Raw genomic sequence first — 22444 nt, 5'->3', positions numbered from 1 at the left:
CGTCAGTCCTGGCGGCGCTTCAAATCGAGCAGCAAGGCCACGGTAGAGGTTTCGGTCCCCAGGCGTCGGCGATAGATTTGTACGCTTTCCATCACGCGTTGCACATAGCCCCTGGTTTCCGAAAAGGGGATCATTTCCACCCAATCGATGGCATCGACGTCGGCTTCTCTGGGGTCTCCATAGTCGCGCACCCATTTGGTCACGCGGTGCGGCCCGGCGTTGTACCCCGCCAAGGCCATGATGTACGAGCCTTTGAAATCTTCGAGCAGGCCTTGCAGATAACTGGTTCCCAGCCGGATATTGAGCGATGGATCCTTGGTCAGCGAGTTGGGTCCCAGCGAGATGTTCAGGCCGCGCGCCACGCCCTTTGCCGTGGCGGGCATCAATTGCATCAACCCCTTGGCGCCGACCGAACTGACCGCTTCGGCGTGAAAGCCGCTTTCCTGGCGGATCAGCGCCAGCACCAGCGCCTTTTCTGGCCCACCTTCAGGCAATTCGTAGGGCGGCACCGGCCAGCCGGGGCCGGTCAGGGTAACGCCTGTGCGATCGGCCCGTCTGGCCAGACTGACGGTGATCTCGATCCGCCCCAGCCGCTCCGCCTTGGCGACGGCCAGCGCCTTCAGGCCCGGCGTTCCGGCATTTTCCAAAAGCCGTTGCAGGAAGGGGCGTGCCAGATTGGTGGTTTGCGCCTCGGCCATCAGGTCGATGGCCTGGGTCAGTTCGCTTTCGAGAAAGCGCGTCTTTTCTTCTTCGGTCGGCTGCGGGTCGGCGGGCAAGATCCAGCCTTGCTCGGGGCCCAGCTGCTCGCTGGCCAACTGGCCGTAATAGGTGGTGACGAACAAGGCTGCTTGCCGGTAGGCCGCTTTTGCCTCGTCCTTCTTGTCCAGGGCGCTGGCGGCTCGGCCCATCCAATAGGCGGCGCGCGATTTGCCCATCGAGGATTGCGCGTGATTGGCCATGTTGGAGAAATGCGCCAGGGCGGATTCCTTTTCCGACAAGAAACGCAGGGCGACCCATCCCGCCAGCCATTCGGCCTCGGCATAATCGATGCCGCCGCTGATCTTATGCTTGCTGGCGATCGCATAGGCATCCGAGATGAAACCCATTTGCAAGGCCCGCCTGGCTAGAACGGCCCTTTCCGTCCACCAGATGTCGGGCCGCTCCAAATCGTCCGGCGCTTGGCGGATCAGGCGGAAGGCGTCTTCGTTCATATCCTTGCGCCGGTACCAGCGCACGCAGTCGAACAACAATCCCGGATCGGCGCGCAATTTCTCGGGCACGCTTTCCAGCGCCTGGACCGGCGTTCCCTTGCCCTTCATCAGCATCAGGCGTGCATGGGCCAGATGACGCCCGTCGCTGTCCATGAACAGCATCAGACGTTCGGCGGCCTGCGTCTGCTCTTCCCACAACAGGCGCTTCATGCGGGCAAGATGGTCATCCTGGGTCAGCAATTCGCGGTATTTCGCCAGGAAGGCGCGCTCCTGAAGAATGCCGAAATTCTCCTCGATCCAGGTGGCGCGCAGCACTTTCTGGGCTTCATCGGCGCGCCCGGCCGCCATCAGGGCCGCCCCATAGGCCATGCCGCCATCGGCGGTGACGGGTTTGTTGGCGTCGAACCAAGGCAAGATCTGATCGTTGGGCGTGGCCAGTGTGATCGCTTCCTCGGCCCGGCGCTGCATCAGGGCCGGTTGCGGCCAGCCTGGGTTTTCGCCCAGCAATTGGGTGATCTCAAGGAAAGTGGCGCCGGAATTGGGTCTTGCCGCATCCAGCCAGCGCACCAGCTTCATAGCCAGCCGGTTGCCCGACGCATCCGCCAACTGGCGGGCCTGCGGCCATTTCCCGTCGTCGGCCAGCTTCAGGGCTTCAAGTGCTGGGTTGGTTTGGGCCTGTTTGGCGGCAACCGGCGGCAGGGCAAGCTGCTTGGTGGGCTTTGGCTGCTGCGCGGCGCGGGCGGGCGGAGCGGACGTCTTGGTCTTTGGCTTGCTGGCCAAGGCCATGCCCGGCACAGCCAAGGCCAATAAAACGCACAAGGGGGCAAGGAGACGCATCTTCATCACAAGCTCGATTTCAGCGCCCCATGATAGAGCCTGGGGCAAGTCGCAACAAGCACTTCACCCGCTTGCCCGCTTGGGCTGGTGCGGGTATGTTCTCAGGCCCTCGTTAATTTGCGCTTAAGGAACGATCCCATGTTCAAAGGTCCCATCCCCGCCCTGGTTACGCCCTTCACGCCCGACGGGCGTGTGGACGAAAAAGCCTTTCAGGCGCTGGCGGCCTGGGCCATCTCCGAAGGGGTGGGGGGCATCGTTCCTTGCGGCACCACGGGCGAATCGCCCACACTTTCCAATGACGAGCATCACCGAGTGGTCGAACTGGCTGTCGAGGCCGCCGCAGGCAAGGTGCCGGTGATCGCCGGAACGGGTTCGAACTCGACGGCCGAGGCCATCGAACTGACCCGTCACGCCAAGAAGGCGGGAGCAAGTGCGGCCCTGGTGGTGACGCCCTATTACAACAAGCCGACCCAGGAAGGCCTGTACCTGCATTACAAGGCGATCAACGACGCGGTCGAGATTCCGATCATCATCTACAATATTCCCGGTCGTTGCGTGATCGACATGACGGTCGAGACCATGGCCCGCTTGTCGCAATTGCCGAACATCGTGGGCGTCAAGGACGCCACCAACGATCTTGGCCGCGTGCTGAAGACCAAGCGCGCCTGCAAGGCGGGGTTCTGCTTGCTGTCGGGCGAGGATGGCACCCAATTGCCGTTCCTGGCCCAGGGGGGCGCTGGATGCATCTCGGTCACCGCCAATGTGGCGCCTGGATTGCTGTCTCGCATGCATGCCGCCTTCGCCAAGGGCGACGTCGCCACGGCCATGAGCATCAACGAGAAGTTGATGCCGTTGCATGAGGCCCTGTTCGTCGAGACCAATCCCACGCCGATCAAATACGCCGTGTCGCTGCTGGGCAAGGGCAGGGCGGATGTGCGCCTGCCCCTGGCTCCCATCACGGACAGCGCCAAGGAGAAGGTGACGTCGGCCATGGCGCATGCCGGGCTGATCTGATCCCCCATCATGGCAAAGCCAGCCAAGCCAAGCCCGCCGCCGTCAGCCCAGAACCGGCAGGCGCGCTATAATTACGCGATCTTGGAGAAGCTCGAGGCGGGCATCATCCTGGCTGGCACCGAGGTGAAATCGCTGCGTCTGGGCAAGGGCAACATCAACGAAGCCTATGCCGGGCCGATGGGGGGTGAACTTTATCTCTTCAATGCCTATATCCCGGAATATCAGAACCGTTCACCGTTCGGGCACGAGCCAAGACGCCCGCGCAAGCTGCTGTTGCACAAGAAGGAAATGAAGAAGCTGATGGGGGCCGTGACCAGAGAAGGCATGACGCTGGTGCCGTTGGCCCTGTTCTTCAATCCGCGTGGCATTGCCAAGGTTTCCCTGGGCGTGGCCAAGGGCAAGAAGCTGCACGACAAGCGCGAGAGCGAGAAGGAACGCGACTGGAACCGCGAGAAGGGCCGCCTGATGCGCGACAAGAATTAAGGCGCAAATCGCTTGGCGTTTGAGGGACAACAAAGTCCCGCCCGGCGTTTGAGGGACAACAAAGTCCCGCCCGGCGTTTGAGGGACAACAAAGATGACTAACGAGCTGGATGAAAAACTGATCGCAGTCAAGGAGCGTTGGGCACGCGAAGGCAAGCATCAGTCGGGCGAGACGGCCAACAAGAAGGCGCGCTTGCCGCCCGGTCAGCACAAAACCGACGGCTGGCCGGTGCTTGATCTTGGCATGAAGCCGCATGTGCCGCTGAAAGACTGGACGCTTAATTTCACGGGCCTGATCGAGAATCCGCTGACCTGGACCTGGGATGATTTCCAGGCCCAGCCGCAGGTCGAGATCAAGGCCGACATTCATTGCGTGACTAGTTGGAGCATGTATGACGGCGTGTGGGGCGGCGTGTCGGCCAAGCGGCTGCTGGACGTGGTCAAACCGAAGGCCGAGGCGAAGTTCCTGCTATTCCGCTCTTATGACAGCTATACGACCAATGTGCCCTTGTCGCGTTTCGACGATGATGACGTGCTGCTGGCCCATAGCTGGAACGGCAAGGCCATCGACCGCGATCACGGCGGGCCGGTGCGTCCGATCATTCCAAAACTCTATTTCTGGAAAAGCGCCAAATGGGTGCGCTCCATCGCCTTCCTTGACAAAGACCAGCCCGGTTATTGGGAAGTGCGCGGCTATCACAACGACGCCGATCCCTGGAAAGAAGAGCGCTACAGCTCTGATTAGTCGCCAAGCACTCTAAACGCTGTGTTTGGTTGGCTTTAGCGGCCCAAGGTCAGGATAGCTTTGGCGCAGGGCCTGGAAATCGTCATGCGTCGCGATTTCGCACAACAACTGGATAAACCCATCGCAAGATGGTCCCTGGCGGTGCCCCATGGCGACCTTCAGAAAGCCCCGGCTGCTGCCATCCGGCCTCTCGTACCCTTCGGGAAGGACGATCTCGAAACGGTGATGACGAAAGCCGAAACTGGACCCCAAATGTACGGTCAGACCGCGTCGCTTGGCTTCGTTGTAGATGACTGATTCAAGCAAATTCCGGTTGTCCTGCCGGTCCTCGTTGTCGTGAAAATGGGCGATGACGAAAGGCGATTGCGCCCATTGCCATTCCGCCCGCTCGGTCAGGCTGGGATGGGCGATGCGGGCGAACAGCCCGTTGGTTTTCGACAGGGCTGCGGCCAGCCGCACATTGTTTGAAAAAACCTGCGACGCATAATTGTCCAGCCGTTGCGGATCGCTGAACCAGGGCAAGTCCAAGATGGCCATCTCGTCGAGCGACAAGGCATGTCCGAAGATTTTCCGTGCGCTGTTCATGTGGCGCAGCCATCGTTCCGTTGCGAAAATGCCGTTTGCCGCTCCTTCGCGGGTAAACAGCCGGGCGATGCCGACATTCGACAATTCCAACCCCTCCTGGTCAAGTTTCAGGCCCGAGCGCAATTCGATCGCCAGAAGCGGGCATGACCGCGCCAGCGCCTTGAGCAAGTCCTCCATCCGAAAGGCGGGGCCAAGCAAGGACGTGTCCAGAATCAGCGCCAGGGGGCGGTCTGATGGGCGCTCAAGGATCGCTTGCACCAGAAGTCCCGGGTCCAGCACCGTCTGGTCCCAGTCGTACATCGAAGGTTCGACCAGCAAGATATCCGTCTTGCCGCTGGCGACGCGTTCAAGCAAACCGTCATGCTTGCGATAGCGGCGGCAATACACTCCCCGTTTATCGTGCAGGCGCAGCAGCCGTTCCGTTTCGTAATAGCCGATAAAGGAATCCCAGCGCGGCGTCTCGCCCTTGGCCGACAGGAAGCGGGGCAGGACCTGCAACAGATTCGTAAGCGCGCCCATGGCGCTGGAAAACAGGCAAAATCTGGATTCCCAACCCGCGACCGGCGGGTAGCGCTTCTGGCAACGTTCCTCCAGCCGACTGGGCGTCAACACCCGCTCATAAACGTAGTTGGTCAGGTCCTTGCTGAAAGGAAGCGCCACATCTTCGAGATGCGGCGGCGATTTCATGGGCCGGTCGGCGAAGGAATGGGCCAGGCCCAGCCAGATGCGCCGCAGCGCCAATGCCATTTCTTCAAGCAGCACTTCTCCTGCCAGCGTCTCCAAATCCGGGGAATCAAGCAGACCGTTCGCCTGCTGGTGCCAATCGGCAAAGGCGGGGGCGAAAGCAGGCCTTGCCGCTGTGATCGCATCGACCAGCGCCAGCAGCTTATGGCATTCCGAACGGCAGGGCTGTTCGTCGTTGATGCTTTGCGCAAAAGGGCGGCGATGCAACGGCTTTAAAGATTCTTCCCCTGATTCCAACCCCGTCTTTGCCCCTGTTTTTCTTACACTTGCTGAATCGCCGACAGTTTCCAGTCGCCTGAATTTTCGCGCCTGAAGGTCCAATATTCGGTGGCTTCCATGCGTTGCCTGTCGCTGCCTTCGACGATTTTCCCCGAGGCCTTGTCGAATGTATAGTCCAGGGCCGAGAAACGCAGCGAGACGGTGGCGAAATCGAGAGCGCCCTCGCTCCAGCTTTCAGACAGGTCGCCTTTCTCAAGTTTCACGCTGTCGATGTGGTTTTCAAGGCCTGCACTGGCCAATTCTTCAAGCAATTCCTTGAAATATCCCTGCATCTCGTCGGTGGTCAGTTCGTGAAGGGCCTCGAGATCGCGACGCGACCAAGCCGATTGCACGCCATGCAGCATTTGTTCGAAGGCATCGAAATCCTGGGCCTGCAACGTCAGCGGCATTCCTGTCGGTGCAATCGCTGAAAGCTGGCTTGCGTTGTCCCGTGGCAAAACGATTTGCGGAGGGGCTTCGTCGGGCGCGCGTTGGCCCATGCCGCTTGCGCCAGCCATTGCGGGTTGCCCCGACAAGCCGAAGCCGCGCCGTTTGAAGAACGAAAAGGCCAGATAGGCCAGCCCGCCCAGCAAGGCCATTTGCAGCAATCCGCCCAGCATGCCGCCAAAGCCCATACCGCCCGCGAAGCCGTTGCCGAGCAAAAGCCCCAGAATGCCTGCCCCAAGCATGCCGCCCATCAGGCCGCCGAAGAATGAACGTCCGGGACTGGTGGCCCCCATCGGCGAAGCTGACGGCGAGGGCGTTGGGGTTGCTTGCTGCGGGCGCGCCTGTTCGGGGGCAGCGCTGCGTTCGACCGGTTTGGCCGCCGGGGCCGATTGGGTGGGAGGCGGGGCTGAATAGCTGCGTTGGCCGCGACTGCCGCCGCTGAAACCTTTGCCCGCCCTTGCTTCGGCGAAGGATGGAGCCAGCAGAATGCCGATTGCCAGAAGCGAAGCCAGAAACTTACCGTAACTCATTGGAACCCCTTGATCAATTAAGCGCGGCCGCCCTGACGGCTTCCTCGAACATGACTGGCGTCAGCCGGTTTGTCTGCGTGTTGTACCTGGAGCAATGGTAGCTATCGATGAGGCGAATTCCAGTAGGCAAAACATGAATTTTTGCATGCCCAAAGGCATAGGCGCTGGGCTTTTGCCCCAGGGCGCGCAGGCTGGCTTCATGAGAAATGCGGCCCAGAACCAGGATCGATTTCATGTTTGGCAGGGCGGCGATCTCCTTGACCAGGAAGGAGCCGCAAGCCTTGGCCTCGGCGGGGGTGGGCTTGTTCTCGGGCGGCACGCAGCGCACGGCGTTGGTGATGCGGCATCCCAGCAGTTGCAGCCCGTCATCGGGTCTTTGCTGATATGTCCCTTTGGCCAGACCCAGTTTCAGGAGAGTGGCATAAAGAAGATCGCCCGCGTAATCGCCGGTAAATGGCCTGCCCGTGCGATTGGCGCCCTTTAGGCCTGGCGCTAGCCCCACGATCAGCAAACTTGCGTCCAGCGGCCCGAAGGCGGGAACGGGGGCATTGTGCCAGTCGGGATGCGCCGCCCGGTTGCCAGCCAAAAAAGCGGCTAGCCTTGGACACAAGGCGCAATCGCGGGGTGGATCAAGCGACAATGTGGAAGCCTTACGGCTCGAGATCGTCATCCTCGTCGCCATAAGGGGCGCTGGGCGTGGCATGTGAAACGCGCTCGCGACCGGGCGATGGCGCCCTGGCGATCTGGCCGGTCAGGTCTTGCAATTCGATGAAGACGTCGGCTTGGCGGCGCAATTCGTCGGCCACCATGGGCGGCGAGGACCGGATGGTGCTGACCACGGTGACGCGAACGCCCTTGCGCTGCACGGCTTCGACCAGACGGCGGAAATCGCCGTCGCCCGAAAACAGCACCACATGGTCGAGATAGGGCACCATCTCCATCATGTCGATGGCCAACTCGATGTCCATGTTGCCCTTGATCTTCCGCCTGCCCTGGGCGTCGGTATATTCTTTGGTCGGTTTGGTGACCAGGGTATAGCCGTTGTAATCCAGCCAATCGACCAGGGGGCGGATGGGCGAATATTCCTGATCTTCCATCAGCGCCGTGTAATAGAAAGCGCGGATCAGTCGCCCCTTTGAGGCGAACATGTTCAGTAGTTTGCGATAGTCGATGTCGAAACCCAGCGAACGCGCCGCTGAATAAAGGTTTGATCCATCAATAAACAATGCCAAACGCTCTTGCGTGTAAAAGGTCATATGAAAAATCCTTGTTGGAAATGGCAGATCTAATGGAACTGATTTATGCCTGCTGGGCGATGAATACAAGCAAGATTATTGATCCGGCGGCTGGTGGGTAATGACCCAATGTTCCAACTGGGCGTCGGAAGACCAGCTTTTTTTAAGAAAAGCAATGATGTTGCGAACCTCGGCGCCCGATAGCTTGGCCGTTGTCTGACGCATGGTTTCACGCATGGCCTTAATCTGCTTGCGCTGATCTTCGCCCAGCGCCGCGTCCTTGGCCTCTTGCTCCTTGCCATGTCCGCCGCTTCTGGCCGTCTCGACCAATTGACGGTCCGTCAGCAGATGTTCCTGTCCGTAGAATCCAAGCACGGGTGCCTTCAGGGGGATGCCTTCCTTCGAGAAATGGCATGAGGCGCAGTGCTTCCCGAACATTTCTTCGCCTTGCTTCAGGTCGGCGGAAACCGTCGAGATCATGGCGTCTGGATTGGTCGCCCCCCTCCAGCCGACGTAAACCAGCACCAGAAGCATGACGACGAGCATGACGAATCTACCGTCCATCTTGCGCCTCGGCATTGGTTTGGGCGATGGCCAGATTGTCCATGAAGCGGCGATGTCCCGCCCGGCGCACCGGCGTTTGCGCGAAATGCTTGCGAAACGCCTCATCGTCCATCCCAAGCCATTCCGAGATGTCCTGGGGCGGGTCGAAGCGCGGCGCGAATTCAAGGTGGCTGGTCAGCGGCACCAGCTTGTTCCAAGGGCAGACGGACAGACAGTCGTCGCAGCCGAACACCTTGTTTCCCATCAGTTTCGCCAGATCGGCGGGCACCGGTTCCTTGCTTTCGATGGTCAGATAGGAAATGCAGCGTCTGGCGTCCATGCGATAGGGCGTGATGGCGCCTGTCGGGCAGGCAATGACGCAGCGCTGGCAATTGCCGCAACGGTCGCGTTCAGGCTTGCTGGGCGGCAGTTCAAGATCGGTCAGGACGGAGCCTAGGAACAGCCACGACCCGAAGCGGCGCGACACCAGATTGGTGTGTTTGCCCTGCCAGCCCAGGCCTGCCAGGGCGGCCAACGGCTTTTCCATCAAGGGGGCGGTATCGGTAAAGACCTTGACGTCGGCCTTCCAGCCCTCGGCCATCCAGCGGGCCAGGGCTTTCAGGCGCTTTTTCATGACGTCGTGATAGTCGCGCCCACGGGCGTAAACCGAGACGCGGGCGGGCAGGGACGCGTCTTCCTGAACCTTGTGGGCAGGCGCATAGGACATGCCCAGCATGACGATGCTTTTGGCGTTGGGCATCATCATCAAAGGATTCATCCGCCATTCCAGGCGGTCTTCCATCCAGCCCATGCCGCCATGGCGTCCTTCGGCCAGATAGGACTGAAGATTTTCTTTGGCTTGGCTGCCGGGATCGGGAAGGGCGAAACCCACGGCATCGAACCCCAGGCGTTTCGCCTCGGCCTCGATGGCCTGGGCGGCTTCGGCGCTCATCCCCGGCCTCGGTAATTGGGAATGTCCTGAGGCGGCACCCAAACGCTTGGTGGTAGCTCGCCCGCCTGAAAGAAAACGTCGATGGGCATGCCGCCCCTGGGATACCAATACCCCCCCAGACGCAGCCAGAGCGGCGACAGGAGCGCCAGCAGTTTCTTGGCGATGGCGACCGTGCAATCTTCGTGAAAAGCGCCGTGATTGCGAAACGAAGCCAGATACAGCTTCAGCGACTTGCTTTCGACCAACCAATCGCCGGGCACGTAATCAAGCATCAGATGCGCGAAATCGGGCTGGCCGGTGATCGGGCACAGCGAGGTGAATTCAGGCGCCGTGAAGCGCACGGCATAAGGATGATCGGGGTGCGGGTTGGCCACGCGCTCAAGAACCGCCTGATCGGGCGAGGCGGGAATAGGCGTCTGTTGGCCCAATTGCGAAAGGCCGGAAGGCTTGCTCATGCGCTGGTGATCCCGATGTCGCCGGCTGCCTGCCCGGCTTGAAAATCTATGACGAACTGCGAAAGCCTTCCCTCTGAAATGGCCTCGCGCAGCCCCCTCATCAAGTCCTGATAGTAGTTTAAATTATGCCATGTGAGAAGCATAAGCCCCAGGATTTCTTCCGATTTGATCAGGTGATGCACATAGCCGCGCGAGAATTGGCGACAAGCCGGGCATTGGCAGGCTTCGTCCAGCGGCCTTGGATCGTCGGCATGTCTGGCGTTGCGCATATTCACTTGGCCGAAACGGGTAAAAGCCTGCGCGGTGCGCCCCGATCTTGTGGGGATGACGCAATCGAACATGTCGATGCCGCGCGCCACCGCGCCCACGATGTCGGCTGGCTTGCCGACGCCCATCAGGTAGCGAGGTTTGTCGGTTGGCAGATGCGGGAGCGTGGTTTCCAGGGTGGCGAACATGGTTTCCTGCCCTTCACCGACCGCCAGCCCGCCCACGGCATAGCCTTCGAATCCGATCTTCGTCAGGGCGTTGGCCGATTCTTGGCGCAGTTCCGGATAGACCGATCCTTGCACGATGCCGAACAGTCCATAGCCGTCGCGCGCCTTGAAAGCCTGGCGCGAGCGCAAGGCCCAGCGCATCGACAGTTCCATCGAGCTTTTGGCGGTCTCGAAGCTGGCGGGGAAGGGCGTGCATTCGTCAAAGCACATGGTGATGTCGGTATCCAGCAGATGCTGGATTTCGATCGACCGTTCGGGGCTAAGCTCGTGCTTGCTGCCGTCGAGATGCGATTTGAAGGTTACACCTTGTTCGGTGATCTTGCGAAGCCTGGCCAAGCTCATCACCTGGAATCCGCCGGAATCGGTCAGGATCGGACCTTCCCAACCCATGAATCTGTGCAGGCCGCCGAAGCGGGCGATCCGCTCGGCCGTGGGGCGCAACATCAGGTGGTAGGTGTTGGACAGAACGATCTCGGCGCCGGTGCTTTTCAAGGCGTCGGGCGTCATCGCTTTGACCGTGGCCGCCGTGCCCACCGGCATGAAGGCGGGCGTTGAAAAATCGCCATGCGCCGTGGTGACGCGCCCGATGCGGGCCTGTCCATCCGTGCCCAGCAGTTCGAATTTCGTGCTCATGCGTAGCAGCTTTCAGAAAATAGCAGGCAAGCGTCGCCATAGCTAAAGAAGCGATAGTCGCTGGCGATGGCGTGGGCGTAGGCGGCTTTTATGCGATCAAGGCCGGCAAAGGCCGAGACCAGCATGAACAGGGTCGAGCGGGGCAGATGGAAATTGGTCATCAGCACATCGACGGCTTTAAAGCGATAACCCGGCAGGATGAAGATGTCCGTTTCGCCCTGAAAGGGCAAAACGCGCCCCTCGGGATCAGCCGCTGATTCCAAGATACGCAGGGCCGTTGTGCCGATGGCGACCACGCGTCCGCCTTTCTGCCTTGTTGTTTCAATCGCTTGGGCGGTCGCCTCGCTCACCTCGCCCCATTCCGAATGCATCTTATGATCCTTGGGGTCGTCTGCCTTGACCGGCAGGAAGGTGCCTGCGCCGACATGCAGCGTAACCATAGAGAAGTTAATCCCCATGCCCTGCAAGGCAGTTTTTAGGTCGGGCGTAAAGTGAAGCCCGGCCGTGGGGGCGGCAACAGCGCCTTCCTTGCTGGCAAACAACGTTTGGTAGGAGGTTTGGTCTTCAAACCCGGGATCGCTGTCCAGACGCTTGATATAGGGGGGCAGGGGCATGCGCCCAATCCGGTGCAGGCGCGCCGCGAAACTGCTGGCCGGGCCGTGAAAGCGCAATCCCACCTCGCCGCCTTCGCCCTTGTCGGTGACGACGGCCCTAAGGTCGGGGCCGAAATCGACCGTATCTTCGGGTTTCAGCTTTTTGGCTGGCTTGGCAAAGGCCCGCCAGTCCAGATCGCTCAGGCGCTTGATCAGGGTGACGTCGATTTTGGCCTCGCCGCGCCGCCCCAACAGACGGGCAGGCAGGACCTTGGTGTCATTGACGACCACCAGATCACCTGACCGCAGGAATTGCGGAAGATCGCGCACATGTCGGTCTTGGAGTTCCCGCCCAACCACAAGCAGCTTGGCGGCATCCCTTGGCGAGACGGGATGTTGAGCGATGCGGTCCTGGGGTAGGTCGAAATCGAAATCGGCTGTTTTCATAGAACGATGCTGTTGCGCCGCCTAGCCAGGGCCTTGGCGATGACTTCCTGTTGAAGAAAGGGCAGGTCGTACTTGGCCAGATTCATGGGATCGGCCCAGACGGCATCGTCGGCGTCGTCGCCCGGGGTTGCTTCGCCCATCACCCAATCGGCTTCGTAATCGGCCACGGTGTAGTGATATTCAACCTTGCCCTCGGCGTCATGCTCGATGATGTCCACCACCGCCACGATCTCGCCCAGATGGACGGCCAGCCCGGTTTCCTCTTGAATTTCGCGCAGAACCGCCTGGGACAGGGTTTCCCCCAGATGCTGCAAGCCGCCCGGCAGGCTCCACCCCCCCTTGCGAGGTTCGGCGGCCCGGCGGATCAACAGAACCCGTCCTTCCTTCCAAATCACGGCGCCGACCCCGGGCCGCGGATAATCAGGATATTGACGGGTCATGTTTTCTTCGCTTTCTCTGGAAAGATTCGATATTAATATACTTAAACGGACAGGATTGTTGGCGGCATGACAAGCAAATTCGTCGAACGGAAAGTTTTTTACCCCGGCCAGAAGATATTCGGCGAGGGCGAAGAGGGCAATCGGGCATTTCTTGTCGAGAAAGGCATCGTTGAAATCATCAAGCGCAACGAAGAGGGCGAGGAGCGCGTGTTGGGCACCATCGTCCAGGGCGGCATCTTCGGAGAAATGGCGCTGATCGACAACCAGCCCCGCATGGCCTCGGCCAGGGCGGCGGCCGAAACGTCGGTGTCGATCATTCCTAGGCAGGCCTTCGAAGACAAGTTGAAGCACGCCGATCCTTTCCTGCGCGCCTTGCTGACCATTTTCGTGCGCAATATCCGCGCCTTGACCACGGAGAAAATGAAGCGTGACAAGTAACCCCGAGAAGGTGCAGCCCTGGCATATGAGCCTGGCGGCCCGGCTGCGCGCCTACTTCTTTGCGGGCATCCTGATCACGGCGCCGGTCTCGATCACTGTTTATCTGGCATGGCTGTTCATCAGCACCATCGACCGTGAAGTGAAGGCCCTGCTGCCCGCCGCCTATTGGCCCGAGCAATTCTTGCCGGTGGGCGTTCCCGGCATCGGCGTGGTGGCGGCACTGGTCGGCCTGACCCTGATCGGCATGTTCACCGCCGGTTTCGTCGGGCGCTTCGTGACCCGTCTGTTTGACGCCTTGCTGGCCCGCATGCCGGTGGTGCGCGGCGTTTACAGCGCGCTCAAGCAAATATTGGAAACCGTGCTTGCCAAAAAATCGCAGGCGTTCCGCGAAGTGGTTCTGATCGAATATCCCAGGGCCGGATTGCACACCATTGCCTTTGTGACAGGCCAGGCCGCCTCTCAGGTGGGCGAGGCGCTGGGCAAGGGGGAGATCCTGTCCGTCTTCGTGCCGACCACGCCCAATCCCACGTCTGGATTCTTGCTGTTTCTGCCCCGCTCTGAGGTGATCACCTTGCCGATGACGGTCGATGACGGCCTGAAATACATCGTCTCCACCGGCATCGTATTGCCGGGGAAGTAATCGCCCTCAGGCGAAATCGCCCCGTCTTGCGGATTCGGCGATTTCTAACAACGTGTCATCCAGCTCCTTGGTGAAATGCTCGATGTCGAACAGGGGCAGGGACTTGCGGTCTTTGCTCAACCGCTGGCGGATGGCGCGAAGCTCGTCTGGCTGGCGCGCCAGATGGATCGCCTTGGCCGTATAGTCGGCCAAGTTCGTGCAGACCAAATCCTTAAGTCTTGCCGCAAGCAGAAGACTGGCCGAAACACGGGCTGGGAATCCGCGGCCCGCCAGCCCCAAGACCGGACAACCCGCCCAGAGGGCGTCGGTGGTTGTCGAATGGCCGCCATAAACCGGCGTGTCGAGCGCCAGATCGACCAAGCCATAGCGGGCGGTATGTTCTGGGCGCGGCTTGCCCCCCGCAAAAATCAGGCGGTCGGGTTGGACGCCCTGATGCCGCGCCCGCTCTTGCAGATTTTCCGACATCAGGGGATTGAAGCCCCAAAGCCATAAGACGGCATGATCCACGCCCTTCAAAATGGTCATCCAGGCGTCGAAGATGGCAGGCGTGATCTTGGTGGGTTGGACGAAGCTGGAAAATACGAAGGCGTCTTCTGGGATGCCTTCCTCGGCGCGTCTGGGCGCGGGCGCGATGACGCGCTCGGGATCATTGGGCTGATAGGTGGTGGCCAACCGGAATACCCGTTCATGGTAATGGCGCTCGGAGCCGGGCGGCATGATGACGGGATCGGCGATGATGGCGTCGCACAGATCGCCCATCGAACCGGGCCAGCCGAAGTAATTCACCGTGACTGGTGCTGCCACCTTCAGCAGCACATCCTTGTGCCGATGGGTGGTGAAGCCTGAAAGATCGATGAGCAGATCGATGCCGTCTTCGTCAATCTGGTCGGCCAATTCCTGGCTGGCGAGCGGCAGAGCATGGCGCCAGCAATCGCAGCCGTCGATCATCCGCTGCCCGGCGCTGCCCGGCTTCAAAGGGTTCTGGACATAGGCCGTGCAATGAATTCTGGCACGGTCGTGGCGGCTGGGCACCTGGGCATATTGAACCGCCAGCGGATGGTCGTGAAAATCGGCGCACAGATAACCGATCCTGATCGGCCCGTGTTGGGCGATGGGGCGTCGCTTGCGGGGCGGCGGATTGCCAGCCAACTGCCTGATGGCATTGGCCGCGTTTCTGGCGCTGGCCAATTGGGCGGCGGGATTGTCGGCCACCAGCAAAGCCTTGAAAGGGTCTGCGGCATGGCCCTGGGCAATCGCGTCCAGAAAGGCGGCGTCGATGGATTCCAGCCCCTCCCAGTCGCAGATCAGCCGCTTGATCTCGACAAGCTGTTCCAGGCTTTCCCGATCGCCGGGATCGTTGCGATGGGCTTGCGAATAGGCCTGGCAGGCTTCGGGCAGGCGGCCCAGCTTGCGCAGGGTTTTGCCAAGTCCGGCATGCGCGACCGTCAATCCCGGCCAGCGTTCCACCGCCCGGCCAAGATATTGGGCGGCGATCTCCCAGCGCCCGGTTTGCAAGGTCAGATTGCCATACAGGTAAAGGGCATGCGGATTGTCGGGATCGACCGCCAGCACGCGCAGGAATAAGTCCTCGGCCAGATCGAATCTGCCTTCCATCTGGAAGTCGATCCCCTTCTTGCAGGCGTCTTCCAGGGAAAGGCTGTGTCCGCTCATCCGCTCCTCAAGGTCGCTACTTGGGCGTCGCGGGCGAAGAGGTAAAGAAGGGTGCGAAGCGCTTGCCCTCGCTCGGATTCCAATTCGGGATCGCGCTCCAAAATCAGCTTGGCGTCGTCCTTTGCCGCGGCCAGCAGATCGGCGTGATGGGCCAGATCGGCCAGTTTGAATTCCGGCAGGCCGCTTTGGCGCGTTCCCAGCAATTCGCCAGCCCCCCGCAGGCGCAAGTCTTCCTCGGCGATCACGAAACCGTCCTCGGTTTCGCGCATGATTTTAAGGCGCGCCTTGGCGGTCTCGGTCAGCGCCCCGTACAACAGCAAACAAACGCTGGCTCGTTCGCCGCGACCGACGCGTCCGCGCAACTGGTGCAACTGGGCCAGGCCGAAACGTTCGGCATGTTCGATCACCATCACCGTGGCCTCGGGCACATTGACGCCCACCTCGATCACCGTGGTGGCGACCAGGATGTTCACCGGCCCTTCGGCGAATTGTTGCATCACGCGATCTTTTTCCGGCCCCTTCATGCGCCCATGCACCAGCCCGACATGGCCGGGGAAATGTTCTTCCAGATCGGTAAAACGTTCCTCGGCGGCCTTCAAGTCGATCTTTTCAGATTCTTCCACCAAGGGGCAGACCCAATAGACCTTGGCCCCTTGCGACAATGCCCTTGTGATGGCCGCCGTCACTTCCGATGCCCTGGACAGCGGCATTGCCCTGGTATCCACCGGTTTGCGTCCCGGCGGCTTTTCATCCAGGCGCGAGACGTCCATGTCGCCATAAGCGGTCAGCGTCAACGTGCGCGGAATCGGCGTGGCGGTCATCACCAGCACGTCGCAGGCCTTGCTTTTGCCGCTTAGTCCCAGGCGCTGATGAACGCCGAAACGGTGCTGCTCGTCGATGACGGCCAGCGCCAGATCCTTGAAGGCCACATCTTCCTCGATCAGGGCATGGGTGCCGACGATCAGCGGCATTTCGCCCGAGGCCAAGCCATCCAGAATGGCTTGCCTGGCTTTGCCCTTGTCCCTGCCGGTCAAGAGCGCGATGGGCAGGCCTGCAGCGGCGGCCAGCGGCTGCAAGGTGGCGAAATGCTGGCGGGCCAGGATTTCCGTAGGCGCCATCATCGCCGCCTGGGAACCCGCTTCCACGGCATTCAGCATGGCGAACAGGGCCACCACCGTCTTGCCGCTGCCGACATCGCCCTGCAGCAGGCGCAGCATGCGCGATGGCTCCATCATGTCGGCCAGGATTTCCGAAACCGAACGTACTTGCGCGCTGGTCAGTTCGAAGGGCAGGGCGTCTTTCACCTTGCGGCGCAAATGACCGTCTCCGGCGATGGAACGACCGGCCAGTTTCTTCATCGACCGGCGCACCAGGGCCAGGGCCAGTTGATTGGCCAGCAATTCGTCATAGGCCAGACGCATACGATTGGGCGTTAGGGCGAACAGGTCGGTCTCGTGCTGGGGGGCATGGGCCGATTTCAAAGCCTGATCGAAGCCGGGCCAGCCATTCTTGGTCTTCCAGGCGCTGTCTTGCCATTCCGCCATGGGGGGCAGGCGGTCCAGGGCGGCCAACACAGCCTTGCGCAGGGTTTTGGGCGGCAATCCCGCCGTCAGAGGATAGACCGGTTCCACGGCAGCCAGCTTTTCAAGGTCTTCCAGCGTGCCGATATGGTCGGGATGGGGCATTTGCAGTTCTGCCCCATAATGTTCGACCTTGCCGGAAACCACGCGGATTTCGTCCAGCGGCAGGGCCTTTAGCAGATGGTCGGCATGAGCGTGAAAGAAGACCAGGGTGATGCGCCCGGTGTCGTCGGCGCAGATCACCCGGTAAGGGCGCTGATGCCCGTGCTTGCCGGGCGGCGGCGGCTGATGGGATTGCACGCGCAAAGTCAGGGTGGCGATTTGTCCATCCGGCGCGTCTTTCAACTTTGGCTGAAAACGTCGGTCGATCAAGCCGCTAGGCAAATGCCACAGCAAATCGACCACCTTGTCGCCCTCCAGCAGCCTAGCCGCCAGCTTGGACAGGCGCGGCCCCAGTCCCGGCAGGCGGGACAGGTCGGCGAATAGGGGGTTCAGAATCGAAGGACGCATAGAAGGGATACGCAAATTGCTGTGGCGGTCGGATTGGCATCAGACTATACCGATGCCCGCCATGGATCATCGTAAAAAGCGCCTTCTGTTCCAGTCCCGCCATCGAGGCATGAATGAGAACGATCTGCTGATCGGCAGCTTTGCCGCAGCCCATCTGCCTGACATGGGCGAGGCCGAGATGGACGAGTTCGAAAGCCTGCTTGCGGAACTTGATATCGACCTGTTCGGCTGGATCACGGCCCAGCGCGATGTGCCGGAGCATCGGCAAACCCCTCTTATGCAAAAGATTCAGGCTTTCGTCCAAGGCTTTGTAAAACGTGATTAATTTAAGGAAATATCTCGGCGCGTCCCAGCGGGTCGATCTGGGAGGCTGCCCCGAAGGGCTGGAAGCCCTATTGCTGGCCGATGCCCTGTCCAAGGGAGCCGAGATCCTGCATGTGGCGCGCGACGACGCCAGATTGGCTTCCCTTGAGGAAGCTCTTGCCCTGGTGGCCCCCCAAGCTGAAATTCTGGTTCTGCCCGCCTGGGACACCGTTCCCTACGACCGGGCCAGCCCGCATGCCGATATCGTGTCCAGACGCCTTGATACGCTGTCGAAATTGGCCGCCGTTCCCCACAAGCCGGGGCGTATCGTCCTGGTTCCGGTGGCGGCCGCCTTGCAACGGGTGATGCCCCTGTCGCGCCTGAAGGGGGCTTCTTTTGCCGCCAGCAAGGGCGAAGCGCTTGATATGGCGCTATTCCAGGCCTTTCTGGCTACCAATGGCTATTCCAGGACCGAAACGGTGATGGAGCCGGGCGAATACGCCATCCGGGGCGGCATCGTCGATCTGTACCCGCCGGGCAATCCGGAACCCTTGCGCATCGACCTGTTCGGCGACGAGATTGAGCGCATCCGCGCCTTCGACCCCCTAAGCCAGCGCACCAGCGGCGAGGTTTCGGGATTCGCCCTTAGCCCCATGAGCGAAGCGCCGCTCGATGCCGACAGCATCTCGCGTTTTCGCACTGGCTACCGCGAGTTGTTCGGCGCTGTCTCGGGCGCCGATCCCTTGTACGAATCCGTGTCGGCGGGGCGGCGTCATCCGGGTCTGGAACATTGGCTGCCCCTGTTCCATGACGGCCTTGATACGCTGTTCGCCTATTTGCCCCAGGCGTCGGTGACGCTGGATTATCAGGCCAGCCAGTCCATCGAAGCCCGCCATACTCTGATCAACGAATATTTTCAGGCGCGTATCGAACGCAGCGCCTCGGAAGGCGGCATCTACAACCCCGTGCCGCCCGAGCGCCTGTTCTTGGGACATGAGGAATGGGAACGCTATCTGACGGCCAGGGGGTCTGTCGCCTTCACGCCCTTTGCGCCCTCTGACGGCCAGGCCGATGCGGGGGGACGCTTAGGCCATGATTTCGCCGAGGTGCGGGTAACCCCCGGCGCCGATCTGTTCGCCGCCTTCGCGTCCTTCCTGGGTGAAGAAAAGAAGGCCGGGCGCAGAACCATTCTGGCCGTGCAGGGCGAAGGCGCGCGCGAGCGCCTGTCCCACATGCTGGCCGAGCACAAGGTGGCGGGCGTGGTGGGGGCGGCCAGTTGGGCCGAGGCGGTCAAGGCGCCGCCCGGCGTATTGGCCCTGGTTCTGTGGGGCCTGGAGAAAGGTTTTTCCACCCAAGACCTGACCGTGGTGGCCGAACCCGATCTGTTGGGCGAGCGGTTGAGCCGTCCGGCCCGCAAGAAGCGCCGGGCCGAACATTTCCTGACCGAGGCGTCGGCGCTTTCGGAAGGCGATCTGGTGGTGCATGTCGAACACGGCATCGGGCGCTATGAGGGGCTGGAGGCGCTGACGGTGGGGGGTGCCCCCCATGATTGCCTGCGGCTGGTCTATGACGGCGGCGACAAGCTGTATGTGCCGGTCGAGAATATCGAGGTTCTGACCCGTTACGGTGCCGACGAGGGAACGGTGGCGCTGGACAAGCTGGGCGGTTCGGCTTGGCAGGCCCGCAAGGCCAAGCTGAAAAAGCGTATCCGCGACATGGCCGAACAATTGATCGCCATCGCGGCGGCCCGCATGGTCAGGAAGGGTGCTGTCATCTCGCCGCCCGAGGGTCTGTATGACGAATTCTGCTCGCGCTTTCCCTATGCCGAAACCGAGGATCAGCTGGCCGCCGTGGCCGACGTGATCGAGGATTTCGCCAAGGGCCGCCCCATGGACCGGCTGATCTGCGGCGATGTCGGTTTCGGCAAGACCGAAGTGGCCCTGCGCGCCGCTTTCGTGGCGGCGCTCTCGGGCCGCCAGGTGGCGGTGGTGGTGCCGACCACGCTGCTGGCCCGTCAGCATTACAGAACCTTCACCGAACGTTTCAAGGGCCTGCCGATCAGGGTGGAGCAATTGTCGCGCCTAGTGCCCGCCAAGCAAGCTACGCAGAACAAGAAGGACTTGGCCGAGGGCAGGGTGGAGATCATCGTGGGCACCCATGCGTTGCTGGCGAAATCGATCACCTTCAAGGATCTGGGCCTGTTGATCGTGGACGAGGAGCAGCATTTCGGCGTCGCCCACAAGGAACGATTAAAGCAGTTGCGGGCCGACGTGCATGTGCTGACCCTGACCGCCACGCCAATCCCGCGCACGCTGCAATTGGCGTTGACCGGCGTGCGCGAAATGAGCGTCATCGCCACGCCGCCGGTGGATCGGCTGGCCGTGCGCACCTTCGTGCAGCCCTTCGATTCCGTCCTGATCCGCGAAGCCCTGCTGCGCGAACATTTCCGGGGCGGCCAAAGTTTCTATGTCTGTCCGCGCGTGGCCGACATCGACCGTCTGGTCGATCAGTTGAAAACGCTGGTGCCGGAATTGAAGCTGGCGGTGGCGCATGGACAACTAGCGCCTTCCGCGATCGAAGACGTAATGACCCGTTTTGGCGATGGCGAGCAGGATATTTTGCTGGCCACCAACATCGTGGAATCCGGTCTTGATATGCCCAGGGTCAATACGCTGATCATCCACCGTGCCGACATGTTCGGCCTGGCGCAGCTTTACCAGTTGCGAGGGCGCGTCGGGCGCTCGAAGCAGCGCGGCTATGCTTACCTGACGCTGCCGCCCGGGCGCTTGGTCACCAAATCGGCCACCAAGCGGCTTGAGGTGATGCAGGCTCTCGACACGTTGGGGGCTGGCTTTACCCTGGCCAGCCACGATCTGGACATTCGAGGGGCGGGCAACCTGTTGGGCGAGGAACAGTCGGGCCACATCAAGGAAGTGGGCATCGAGCTATACCAGCATCTATTGGAAGAAGCCGTGGCGGCGGCCAAGGGCGACGAGGTGGCCGAAGAACAATGGTCGCCGCAGATAGGCGTTGGCCAAGCCGTGCTGATCCCGGAAAGCTACGTCGCCGATTTGTCGCTGCGCCTGTCGCTTTACCGGCGCATCGCCGATGTGAAGGAAAGGAGCGAAATCGACGAATTGGCGCTTGAACTGGCCGACCGTTTCGGCAAGCTGCCAGACGAGGTCGAGAATCTGCTCAATATCGTCGCCATTAAAATCGCCTGCCGCAGCGCCAATATCGAGAAGCTGGAAGCCGGTCCCAAGGGCGCGGTGATCGTCTTTAGAAACAACCAGTTCCCCAATCCGGCGGGATTGGTCGAGCTGATTTCGCGCCAAGTGGGCACCATCAAGTTGCGGCCCGATCACAAGCTGGTGGTGATCAGGGCCTGGGAAGAACCCGACGCCAGAATCAAGGGGGCCGAGAAGATTGCGCTGGAATTGGCGCGTCTTTCATGCTCTGCATAGCCAAATCAACCGAAAGGACCATTCATGAAAATTGCCGCCAAAACTGTCGTGACGCTCGAATACAAGGTTCGCGACGCGGACGGTCGGATGATCGACGAAGGCGCCGAGCCGATGGTGTACGTGCATGGCGGCAAGAATGTCGAGCAGGGCCTGTTTCCCAAGCTGCAAGCGGCGCTGGAAGGCAAATCGGAAGGCGACGAGGTGAAGGTGACGCTGGAGCCGCTGGAAGCCTTCGGCGAGCATGACGAAGAGCTGGTGATGGTCGAGCCGCGTGAATTCTTCCCTAAGGAAATCGAGGAAGGAATCATGCTTGAGCGTCAGAACGAAGACGGCAGCGTCGATCCGTTCCTGATCACCGAAATCGGCGAGGACCATGTGACGGTGGACGGCAACCATCCCCTGGCCGGACGCTCGCTGGTTTTCTCGTGCAAGGTGGTGGCGATCCGCCAAGCCACCGACCAGGAACTCGACAGCAGCGTGGCGGAAGTTTAGGACGAAAGTTCCTTCAGTGCGATGATGGGCGCGATGCAGGCCGCCTTGGCCTGCAAGCTCTCGTCGGCTGTTACAAGCGGGATATTCAAGTCGATTGCCGTCAATAGATAGACGCAATCATATACCGGATGGGCCAAGTCAGCCGCCAACTTGACAGCGCGTTCCATCAAGGGGCGCGTAGGAATGATCTCGATTTCGGCAGCGCTTAGCAAAGCGGCGGCGGCTTCGGCTTCCTCCAGCGTCAATTCCTGACGCCTTAATGATTTCCAAAGCACATTGGCGCATTCGGAACACCAAATGTCAGGCGCATAAAGCTTACTTTGGCGCAGCATCAGCGCTTGGCCGCTGCCTTCCTCGTCGATCACCCATTTGACGGCGACCGACGCGTCGATGACCGCCTCTTTGGGAATCACCGTTCGTCGCGCCCTTCACGTTGAAGAGTTTCCGATGGTGTGTGGCGTCGGCCTTTGGTCGCCCTGCGCAGTTTTTCGGCCAGCGCCCAGAAATCTTGGCTGGGTTCGTTGGCGATGGTGTCTGTCAGAATCTGGCGGATTTCCGCTTCGGTCGAGCGGCCATGTCGTGCCGCGCGGCTGCGCAGTTTCTCGTACACGCCGTCATCCAGATTGCGGACATTCAATGCCTTGGCCATCGTCTGCTCCTTGGTAGGAGTGATATCATTGATGGCAAGTGTATCAATATTT

23 protein-coding genes are annotated in these 22444 nt (G+C 60.9%); 8 read left to right on the top strand and 15 right to left on the bottom strand.

Going from position 1 to position 22444, the window contains the following annotated elements; genetic code table 11:
• Positions 1–2: 2 nt before the first annotated feature.
• On the bottom strand, positions 3–2054 hold the full coding sequence (locus HQL44_01395; protein MBF0267223.1) for a lytic transglycosylase domain-containing protein: 2052 nt from the start codon (positions 2052–2054) through the stop codon (positions 3–5).
• A 132-nt stretch (positions 2055–2186) separates the two neighbouring features.
• Here HQL44_01395 and HQL44_01390 point away from each other — a divergent pair, with 132 nt between their 5' ends.
• From HQL44_01390 to HQL44_01380, 3 genes are all read left to right on the top strand, one after another.
• Positions 2187–3062 (top strand): 4-hydroxy-tetrahydrodipicolinate synthase, encoded by an 876-nt coding sequence (locus HQL44_01390; GenBank protein ID MBF0267222.1) that lies wholly within the window; start codon positions 2187–2189, stop codon positions 3060–3062.
• A gap of 9 nt (positions 3063–3071) precedes the next feature.
• Positions 3072–3545: an SsrA-binding protein SmpB gene (gene smpB, locus HQL44_01385; protein ID MBF0267221.1), complete on the top strand. Its 474-nt coding sequence runs from the start codon at positions 3072–3074 to the stop codon at positions 3543–3545.
• A gap of 93 nt (positions 3546–3638) precedes the next feature.
• Positions 3639–4289, top strand: coding sequence for a sulfite oxidase-like oxidoreductase (locus tag HQL44_01380; protein MBF0267220.1), 651 nt, complete (start codon positions 3639–3641; stop codon positions 4287–4289).
• Positions 4290–4301: 12 nt separating this feature from the next.
• Here the strand turns inward: HQL44_01380 and HQL44_01375 are convergent, their stop codons facing one another.
• From HQL44_01375 to HQL44_01330, 10 genes are all read right to left on the bottom strand, one after another.
• Positions 4302–5825, bottom strand: coding sequence for a hypothetical protein (locus tag HQL44_01375; protein MBF0267219.1), 1524 nt, complete (start codon positions 5823–5825; stop codon positions 4302–4304).
• A gap of 53 nt (positions 5826–5878) precedes the next feature.
• A complete protein-coding gene (locus tag HQL44_01370; GenBank protein MBF0267218.1) occupies positions 5879–6853 on the bottom strand; it encodes a TIM44-like domain-containing protein in 975 nt (324 codons plus the stop codon).
• Positions 6854–6866: 13 nt separating this feature from the next.
• On the bottom strand, positions 6867–7523 hold the full coding sequence (locus HQL44_01365) for a uracil-DNA glycosylase (GenBank protein ID MBF0267217.1): 657 nt from the start codon (positions 7521–7523) through the stop codon (positions 6867–6869).
• Positions 7504–8109, bottom strand: a complete 606-nt coding sequence (locus tag HQL44_01360) for an NYN domain-containing protein (protein MBF0267216.1) — start codon at positions 8107–8109, stop codon at positions 7504–7506. Before HQL44_01360 ends, HQL44_01365 begins: the two co-directional genes overlap by 20 nt.
• Before the next feature lie 75 nt (positions 8110–8184).
• Positions 8185–8634, bottom strand: coding sequence for a cytochrome c (locus HQL44_01355; GenBank protein ID MBF0267215.1), 450 nt, complete (start codon positions 8632–8634; stop codon positions 8185–8187).
• A gap of 7 nt (positions 8635–8641) precedes the next feature.
• Positions 8642–9583 carry a tRNA epoxyqueuosine(34) reductase QueG gene (gene queG, locus HQL44_01350; protein ID MBF0267214.1) on the bottom strand — a complete coding sequence of 314 codons (942 nt, stop codon included), beginning with the start codon at positions 9581–9583 and terminating at the stop codon, positions 8642–8644.
• Positions 9580–10038, bottom strand: coding sequence for an NADPH-dependent 7-cyano-7-deazaguanine reductase QueF (gene queF / locus HQL44_01345; protein MBF0267213.1), 459 nt, complete (start codon positions 10036–10038; stop codon positions 9580–9582). The genes queG and queF overlap by 4 nt, the downstream gene beginning before the upstream one ends.
• Positions 10035–11165, bottom strand: a complete 1131-nt coding sequence (gene tgt, locus HQL44_01340) for a tRNA guanosine(34) transglycosylase Tgt (GenBank protein ID MBF0267212.1) — start codon at positions 11163–11165, stop codon at positions 10035–10037. The genes queF and tgt overlap by 4 nt, the downstream gene beginning before the upstream one ends.
• Positions 11162–12205 (bottom strand): tRNA preQ1(34) S-adenosylmethionine ribosyltransferase-isomerase QueA, encoded by a 1044-nt coding sequence (gene queA, locus HQL44_01335; protein ID MBF0267211.1) that lies wholly within the window; start codon positions 12203–12205, stop codon positions 11162–11164. The genes tgt and queA overlap by 4 nt, the downstream gene beginning before the upstream one ends.
• A complete protein-coding gene (locus HQL44_01330) occupies positions 12202–12600 on the bottom strand; it encodes an NUDIX hydrolase (GenBank protein ID MBF0267210.1) in 399 nt (132 codons plus the stop codon). The genes queA and HQL44_01330 overlap by 4 nt, the downstream gene beginning before the upstream one ends.
• A 111-nt stretch (positions 12601–12711) precedes the next feature.
• Here HQL44_01330 and HQL44_01325 point away from each other — a divergent pair, with 111 nt between their 5' ends.
• A complete protein-coding gene (locus HQL44_01325; GenBank protein MBF0267209.1) occupies positions 12712–13083 on the top strand; it encodes a cyclic nucleotide-binding domain-containing protein in 372 nt (123 codons plus the stop codon).
• Positions 13084–13108: 25 nt separating this feature from the next.
• Positions 13109–13723 carry a DUF502 domain-containing protein gene (locus tag HQL44_01320; protein ID MBF0267208.1) on the top strand — a complete coding sequence of 205 codons (615 nt, stop codon included), beginning with the start codon at positions 13109–13111 and terminating at the stop codon, positions 13721–13723.
• Positions 13724–13729: 6 nt separating this feature from the next.
• Here HQL44_01320 and HQL44_01315 read toward each other — a convergent pair whose 3' ends face one another.
• Together HQL44_01315 and recG are read right to left on the bottom strand one after the other, a co-directional pair.
• Positions 13730–15394, bottom strand: a complete 1665-nt coding sequence (locus HQL44_01315) for a tetratricopeptide repeat protein (GenBank protein MBF0267207.1) — start codon at positions 15392–15394, stop codon at positions 13730–13732.
• Positions 15391–17484, bottom strand: coding sequence for an ATP-dependent DNA helicase RecG (gene recG / locus HQL44_01310; GenBank protein MBF0267206.1), 2094 nt, complete (start codon positions 17482–17484; stop codon positions 15391–15393). The genes HQL44_01315 and recG overlap by 4 nt, the downstream gene beginning before the upstream one ends.
• 61 nt (positions 17485–17545) lie before the next feature.
• Here recG and HQL44_01305 point away from each other — a divergent pair, with 61 nt between their 5' ends.
• The 3 genes from HQL44_01305 to HQL44_01295 are packed head-to-tail and all read left to right on the top strand — an operon-like array spanning position 17546 to position 21743.
• The gene (locus tag HQL44_01305) at positions 17546–17809 is read left to right on the top strand and encodes a succinate dehydrogenase assembly factor 2 (protein ID MBF0267205.1); all 264 of its coding nucleotides are present in this window, start codon (positions 17546–17548) and stop codon (positions 17807–17809) included.
• The gene (gene mfd / locus HQL44_01300) at positions 17802–21251 is read left to right on the top strand and encodes a transcription-repair coupling factor (protein MBF0267204.1); all 3450 of its coding nucleotides are present in this window, start codon (positions 17802–17804) and stop codon (positions 21249–21251) included. Before HQL44_01305 ends, mfd begins: the two co-directional genes overlap by 8 nt.
• A 24-nt stretch (positions 21252–21275) precedes the next feature.
• Positions 21276–21743, top strand: a complete 468-nt coding sequence (locus HQL44_01295) for a peptidylprolyl isomerase (GenBank protein MBF0267203.1) — start codon at positions 21276–21278, stop codon at positions 21741–21743.
• Here HQL44_01295 and HQL44_01290 read toward each other — a convergent pair.
• Together HQL44_01290 and HQL44_01285 are read right to left on the bottom strand one after the other, a co-directional pair.
• A complete protein-coding gene (locus tag HQL44_01290) occupies positions 21740–22156 on the bottom strand; it encodes a type II toxin-antitoxin system VapC family toxin (GenBank protein MBF0267202.1) in 417 nt (138 codons plus the stop codon). The two genes, HQL44_01295 and HQL44_01290, sit on opposite strands and share 4 nt — an antisense overlap.
• A complete protein-coding gene (locus HQL44_01285) occupies positions 22153–22392 on the bottom strand; it encodes an Arc family DNA-binding protein (protein ID MBF0267201.1) in 240 nt (79 codons plus the stop codon). The genes HQL44_01290 and HQL44_01285 overlap by 4 nt, the downstream gene beginning before the upstream one ends.
• Positions 22393–22444: the final 52 nt, after the last annotated feature.

The sequence above is a fragment of the Alphaproteobacteria bacterium genome, assembly GCA_015231795.1.
In the GTDB taxonomy this organism is placed as follows: Bacteria; Pseudomonadota; Alphaproteobacteria; order Rhodospirillales; family WMHbin7; genus WMHbin7.
The sequence above is the reverse complement of the archived record's forward strand: the minus strand, read 5'-3'. Positions and strand labels throughout refer to the sequence as shown.